The organism is Streptomyces sp. (genome assembly GCF_035563135.1).
Lineage (GTDB): Bacteria > Actinomycetota > Actinomycetes > Streptomycetales > Streptomycetaceae > Streptomyces.
In genome coordinates this window covers 1-6260 of sequence record NZ_DATMVN010000481.1, presented here as the reverse complement: position 1 = coordinate 6260, position 6260 = coordinate 1, and the positions used below count along the sequence as shown (strand labels likewise).

Annotated in this window: 9 protein-coding genes and 1 tRNA gene; 4 read left to right on the top strand and 6 right to left on the bottom strand. The window is 68.7% G+C overall.

Going from position 1 to position 6260, the window contains the following annotated elements:
- The first annotated feature begins 192 nt into the window (after positions 1-192).
- Positions 193-266, top strand: a tRNA-Pro gene (locus VN520_RS21235).
- Positions 267-462: 196 nt separating this feature from the next.
- Complete coding sequence (locus tag VN520_RS21230) at positions 463-651, top strand: hypothetical protein (RefSeq protein WP_325748522.1); 189 nt, start codon at positions 463-465, stop codon at positions 649-651.
- Positions 652-703: 52 nt separating this feature from the next.
- Here VN520_RS21230 and VN520_RS21225 read toward each other — a convergent pair whose 3' ends face one another.
- From VN520_RS21225 to VN520_RS21205, 5 genes are all read right to left on the bottom strand, one after another.
- Entirely contained in the window at positions 704-1456 is a 753-nt protein-coding gene (locus VN520_RS21225; protein ID WP_325748521.1) for a toll/interleukin-1 receptor domain-containing protein, read from the bottom strand.
- A 34-nt stretch (positions 1457-1490) separates the two neighbouring features.
- Positions 1491-1739, bottom strand: coding sequence for a hypothetical protein (locus VN520_RS21220; RefSeq protein ID WP_325748520.1), 249 nt, complete (start codon positions 1737-1739; stop codon positions 1491-1493).
- Between the two features lie 58 nt (positions 1740-1797).
- A complete protein-coding gene (locus VN520_RS21215) occupies positions 1798-2268 on the bottom strand; it encodes a hypothetical protein (RefSeq protein WP_325748519.1) in 471 nt (156 codons plus the stop codon).
- A 314-nt stretch (positions 2269-2582) separates the two neighbouring features.
- The gene (locus tag VN520_RS21210) at positions 2583-2744 is read right to left on the bottom strand and encodes a hypothetical protein (protein WP_325748518.1); all 162 of its coding nucleotides are present in this window, start codon (positions 2742-2744) and stop codon (positions 2583-2585) included.
- Positions 2745-2755: 11 nt separating this feature from the next.
- Positions 2756-3307 (bottom strand): phage major capsid protein, encoded by a 552-nt coding sequence (locus VN520_RS21205; protein ID WP_325748517.1) that lies wholly within the window; start codon positions 3305-3307, stop codon positions 2756-2758.
- Between the two features lie 172 nt (positions 3308-3479).
- On the opposite strand from VN520_RS21205, the gene VN520_RS21200 reads away from it, so the two are divergent.
- Positions 3480-3764 carry a transposase gene (locus VN520_RS21200; RefSeq protein WP_325748516.1) on the top strand — a complete coding sequence of 95 codons (285 nt, stop codon included), beginning with the start codon at positions 3480-3482 and terminating at the stop codon, positions 3762-3764.
- Complete coding sequence (locus VN520_RS21195; protein ID WP_325748515.1) at positions 3761-4693, top strand: IS3 family transposase; 933 nt, start codon at positions 3761-3763, stop codon at positions 4691-4693. The genes VN520_RS21200 and VN520_RS21195 overlap by 4 nt, the downstream gene beginning before the upstream one ends.
- 664 nt (positions 4694-5357) lie before the next feature.
- On the opposite strand, the gene VN520_RS21190 is transcribed toward VN520_RS21195, so the two are convergent.
- Entirely contained in the window at positions 5358-5858 is a 501-nt protein-coding gene (locus VN520_RS21190; protein WP_325748514.1) for a hypothetical protein, read from the bottom strand.
- Positions 5859-6260: the final 402 nt, after the last annotated feature.

Genomic DNA, 6260 nt, shown 5'->3' with positions numbered 1-6260 from the left:
TCGCCGGGAGGCCGTTGCTCGGCCCTGGCGTGCGACGCGGCGACGGTAGCGGGAGGCGCAGACAGCTGTCACCGCGTTTTGTCGCGGCGGAGGCGGAGGGCACCGGGGGGCGGCAGGGCGCGCTCGCGCGTGCGGTAATCTTCCGGGGCGGTCGTCGCGCGGCTCGGGAACCCCCGGCAGGCGGGCGGCACGCGGGCTGTAGCGCAGCTTGGTAGCGCACTTGACTGGGGGTCAAGGGGTCGCAGGTTCAAATCCTGTCAGCCCGACAGCGAAATAGCAGGTCAGAGGCCGGATCACCCCTCGTGGGAGGTCCGGCCTCACTGGTTGTGTGGCTTCGAGTGTGGCTTCGAGTGTGGCTTCGCAATGCCCGGGTGGAGGGACGGTCTGTCTCTTGCGAGTCGCCCGACCTACGGTCCCCGGTCTGGCTGCCGCCCGGTGGCCGTGAACCGATGGAGGTCCCCCGTGGCCAAGCGCATCGTCACCGTCTGCGACACCTGCGGCAGTGAGAAGGACGTCCGGAAGTTCACCCTCTCCGGCGGCGGCCAGACCGTCCGCCCGGAGCTATGCGAGGAGCACGCCGCCCCGTTGGCGGCCCTGCTCCCGGCGCCCAAGGCGACCGCCGCCAAGAAGGCCACGGCCAAGGCCGCCTGACCCTCTGGGGTCCCTGCGCCCCCGCTCCCGGTTTCGGGGAGCGGGGGTGCTTTCAGTTTTCCCGGCCTGCGCGGCCCGTCCCCTTGCCGGTGAATCCCCATTCACCCTGACCGCTGCCACGGTGCATCTCTGCTTGCACGGAGTCCGTCGCCCGTGCCGTGTCGAGAATGACGGTGGTAAGGGTCGCGGGGGCCGAAAACGGTGTGCCGGTATCGAAGGTGCGGACTGGGCTGCTGGCGGGAGGTCGGGAAAGCTCTCGTAGCAGGGTGAGCACCTCTTCGAGCATCTCGTGCTCACTCCGCGGGGGTGGCTGGGTCGGCGATGTGTCGTTTTCGATCAGCTGGAGCGGGCCATCGAGCTTTTCCCACCACATGGCCACCTGGTCGCTGAGAACCTCTTGGTCGATGGCGTTGCCGTTGATCCGATTGAGGCTCGCGACCATCTTGAGGACGTCGGACTGCGTGCGCGTGGTGGCCTGGAACTGTCCCAGCGGTTGTGGAACCTGGGTCGGCGTCAGGCCCATGAGGAAGGTCATGACGTGCGACCGGCCCACGGCTTTGCCGATGGCTCCGGCCTCGTAGTTCAGCCAGGGCTTGTGCAGGTTCTCCGGGGTGAGGACGCTGATGCCGGCGTCCATCTCATCGAGCCGCTCCGCGAGGTCAATAGCCCAGCGACCCCCGGCCTCCAGGTCCTTGTCCGACATCCACGGGCTGATCTGTCCGGGCATGACCCGCTTGAGCCAGTCGTAGAGGACTTCCGCCGCCCGCCTGCTGCGGTCCCCCGACCAGCTGATGAACACGTCCACGCGAACTCCCCGTGATGCGTCTGTGCCGGGGAGCCTACTGGGGTTCGGAGATCGGATCCTGGCCCCGATCAGTCGGGACCTCCGGTGCCGGTCCACCGGGGTCAACGTCGCCTGCCCGCCGGGCCAGGACCGTGGCCAGCTGCTCCAGGTCGTAGAGGTTGCCCTCCACCGTCCCCCACCGGGTGAGCCCGTAGCGGTGCCGCCAGACCCGCAGGGTGGCCGGCCGCACCCCGGCGTAGGCCGCGGCATGGGCAGCGGAGAGCAGGACCGGCGTCGGCGTCACGCCGTCCATGATCGCCCGCGTTGGCGCTCTACCGCGGGAGGCGGCCCTGCGCCCGGGGCTAGGGCAGTCGCCGCCGCTCCTTGCCGCGCAGGTCGTCCTTCTGCAGGCGGCCCAGGGCCGCCAGGCCGCTGGTGATGTTGTCGAGCTCGGCTTGGTGGTCAGTGACGGTCGCGGTGCCGGGAGCCTCGAAGAACCGCATCACCTCGGCGACAACGCCGAACACGTCGAGGGTCTTGTCGGCGGTGCGGGCCGGAGCCAGCAGTTGGACGCGCCGCGTGGCGTTGCCGAGCTTCATGTAGTCGTCGTTCAACGGGTCCGTGACCAGGCCCGCCTGCATGTACGCCCGAAGCCAGGCGAAGGCCGAGGCATTGAAGTCGACGTAGGCCTCGAGCAGCTTGTCAAGGAGCCAGCGCTGCCGCTCATGACGGCGTGTCAGCGCTGCGGCGACCAGCGACACCACACCGGTGACCAAGGCGCCGGCGAGCGCCCCAGCGCCACCGACGAGGGCGAGGATCTGACCGTCGCTCACGCGGTACAGCTGGTCATACGCTCAACGTTCGTCATAGACACGATCATGGCGGCTGGCTCTGACGAGTCGAGGCACCTCGCCGTTCTGCTCCGACGCGGAAGCGCCCCCGGGAGGCCACCGGCAGCAGTGGCCACCCCAGGGCGCAGTCCTCGGCGCTGGCCGGGTCAGCGGGAGGCTCACGTCTCCCTCACCGGCCATAGCTCCCGCTGCCCGAAGATGCGAACGGGCGCGGGTGACCTTGACGCCGTGGTGCTCGGTCTCTCGGCCGCAGCGGCAGCTCCGCGACGAGCACTGCGGTCGGAGGGTCCGAGGGTCTAGCGGCGCCGGGTCTTCGTCGGCGGCTCCGGGGCGGGCGGCTCGGTGAGCCTGCGGACCTCCGCCGGAGGAGGGCCGCTGGGGGGGTGGCCGGCTGCCTTGGCGGCGTCGTAGGCGCAGTCCTCGCAGGAGCCCTGGAGGCGGCCGTGGGTGCAGGTCATGTCGGCCATGGTCAGAGCACCCCGCTCGTGACGTGGAACGCCTTCGGCCGGGCGACGGCGACGTCTCCGCGGAACCCGGCCAGGATCCCGACCTGGCCGGTGTCGGCGTACCGCTCGCCGAGGACGGTGATTTGGAGCTGGGTCCGGACGCCGACGTAGAGCTGGCGCCAGTCGCCCACGAACACGTCCGAGGCCAGGCTGGAGGAACCCTGGGTCAGGTTGTTGGGCACCTGGTTCGTCTCGTACCGGGGGACGCCGTCCAGGTAGCTGGGGACGCTCAGCGGCTGGTTGGTGGTGTCTTTGAGCTTGGCCAGCGCCCGGCCGGTCCTGGGCGAGAAAATCGCCGCCGTCGGGGACTCGTTGTTGTCCCGGAGGGTCCCCACCGCGTCCACGAGCGGGTCGTGGTTGGTCAGGGCTGCACCGTTGGCCCCATGGAGGCGGTGAGGATGCCGCTGGTGTTCTTGATGCCTCGCGGAGGCATCGGCTATAAGGGGTAACGATGCCAGAGATCCGCAAGAGGTACTTCCCGTCTGACCAGTATCTCCTTGACGAGTTCTGGTCACAGACGTCGACCTGAGCACCGACCAGCACCACAACGTCCCGCCCGATCAGGGGGAGAGGGGCTGCACAAGCGAGTCTGATTCGTCTGGACGGCGACAGTCGAGCCCGCATCGCGCGAACAGGATCACTGAGGTTCCCCCGAGACTGTGGAGGCATCGGCTATGCGGGGTAGCGATGCCGGAGATCCGCAAGAGGTACGACCGGGCGTTTCGCGAGGGCGCGGTCCGCCTCGTCGAGAAGACCGGGAAGCCGATCGCTCAGGTGGCTCGTGACCTGGGGGTCAATGAGGGCACGCTGGGCAACTGGGTGGCCCGGGAAGCCCGCGAGGGCACCGAGGGCCTGTCCACCGGGGACATCGAGGAGCTCAAGCGGCTGCGCGCGGAGAACGCCGAGCTGCGGATGGAGCGCGATGTGCTCAAGCGATCGGTGGTCGGGTGGGTGAAGGAGGCGACGAAGTGAGCGTGGCCCGCTTCATTGCCGACCAGAGGACCAACTACCGGGTGCCGCACACGATCACCTGCGCCCTGCTGGGCGTGTCGACCTCGTGGTTCTACAAGTGGCTGCACCACACGCCCACGCCGACCGAGCAGCGCCGTGGTGAGCTCGACACCGCGGTGGCCGACGCCTTCGCCGCGGCGCGCGGGCTGCACGGCTCGCCGCGGCTGCACGGCGATCTGCGCGAGGCCGGCTGGACCGTGTCGGAGAAGACGGTCGCCGACTCCATGCGCCGCCAAGGCCTGATCGCCCGCCGGATCCGCCGGCGGGGCGGGCTGACCCGCCAGGACAAGACCGCGCCGAAGTTCCCCGACCTGCTCAAACGCGACTTCACCGCCGACCGGCCCAACGCCCGCTGGGTGGGTGACATGACCGAGATCCGCACCGGGCCCGACGGCCGCGGTCCGAAGCTCTATTTGGCCACGGTGATCGACTTGTACTCGCGTCGGCTGCTCGGTGCCGCGACCGGGTTGCATTCAGACGCCGAGCTGGCGTGTGAGGCGATCAAGATGGCCGTCGCCGCCCGCAGCGGGGCCGAGCAAATCCAGGGCGTCATCTTTCACACCGGCCGCGGCTCGACCGTCGCGGTGCGCTACACCCAGCGCCTGGCCGAGGCCGGCGCGGTGGCCTCCGTCGGCTCGACCGGCGACAGCTATGACGCCCTGGCCGAGGCGTTCAACTCGCGGTTCAAGGCCGAGCCCGTCCGCAACAAGGGCCCGTGGAAGGGCATCGACGACCTGGAGATCGCCGTCGCCGAGTACGTGAACTGGTTCAACCACCGACGCCTGCACGGCGAAATCGGCCTGGTCCCACCGGCCGAGCACGAGGACACCTTCTACCGGCACAACACCGCGGCGACTACCGTCGCCGCGTCAGTTCCGAGCCTTCACTGAACCCGGGGCGAGACAATTCGTTCTAGCGGCTGCCCATCGCTGTGTTGATGCCTCCACGCGTCTCGCACGGACCTCCCGGCTCCCCAGGCTGCTTGGCGCGACGCGGGGAGCGGGCTGCTGCTGGTGTGTGCATGTCCTTAAGGCCGATCGTGAACGAGGCGACCGTGAGCAGATCGCCAAGCTGATCGTTCGATACGAATCCGTCACGCCGGCAGTCCCGAACGGGCTATTGGTCCACAACGTCTCAGGCCATGACTTTCACAACGCGATCGCCACTGAGTATCGATTTCGAGGCAGTCAGCAGCGACCGTCGCGACTGCCAACCTTCAGACGCTGCGGCAGAGCCGAGACGGCCATCCACGCCTTCCGACGAGGCCTGGGCATCTCGTTGTGTCACGGGGAGGAAGACCGGGTCGATCTTCCGCACCCGCTGGCACCACGCAGCTACATCATCGTGTTCGCGACCGACGCTCGGGGCAGACGTGGGGGTGTCGAGGGCCGTACGGGGCACATCTTCCGCGTGCCCTGACCGTCGCAGGACGCGGCGCTGATACTGAACGACGCGCGTCTGAGCGGCCCACCATGGGACAGGCGCGCCGCCGCCCAGGGAGCCTCCGAGAGTCCCACGCTCCGTAGCTCGACGCCGAGGTGGAAGTTGGTGTGGTCAGTCGCCCTCGAGGGCGCGGCGCAGGTGTTGCAGTTCGGTCGCGTAGCGCTGCGGATCCTGTCGCAGGATCCGGATGTCGGCCACAAGGCGGTCTATTCTCTCCTGGGCGAGCTGTTGCTTTGCTGCTTCCACGTCGGCTCGCAGAACCGTCACCTGGTCGAGGGCGGCGGCGTCGTCGGAGTCGAGGACGGCCGGTCGACCGGTACGGATCAGCACATCGAGCGCATCGACGACCCAGCCGAGCTGGCGGCCGTAACTTGCGACCTGCTCGGTGATCCGCTGCTCAAGGCGAGCGTCCCCGGCCCGGGTAGCGTTGATGTTGATGAGGCCGAGCTGGTCACCGATAGAGCTGATCGGTGGCGCGGCGTCGAACGCCTGATTGACGTCACCGGACAATGGAGCCTGCAAACCGAAGGCTCGCCACCCCGACCGCCAGATGGCGGGCAGGTCGATCCAGGGGGCCTGATCCGGTGCTGGCGAGTCCGGCTGCTTGTCCACCCCTTGAGCCTAGGACGGGTTGAACCCATCCCGACGCGTCTGGCGTACCCGCATTCGTAAACCGCCCACTCGGCGTCGGCCTGTCCGTTAGCTGCAAAACAGAGCGTGCGTCGCTCGCGGCCTCCCCTGCGGCCGTCGCTCCTCTCGGCGGGTGTCCCTGAGGCCGCCTGATCCGAAAATTCCTGTTGGACGGGCAGGCGGCAGCCACCGACGTGCGGCCGGGCATCAAGAGGGGACCGGTTGAAGGACTCAGGCTGCAGGGTTGAGGGTCACGGCGTAGCCGAGGGCCTGGAGCTCACGGACGTGGTTGCGGACCTTGCGTTCGGAGTTGGTTCGGGAGGCGTAGTAGTCCGGGCCGAGGTCGATGAACTGGGCTTGGTCGTCGGAGAGCAGGACCCAGAT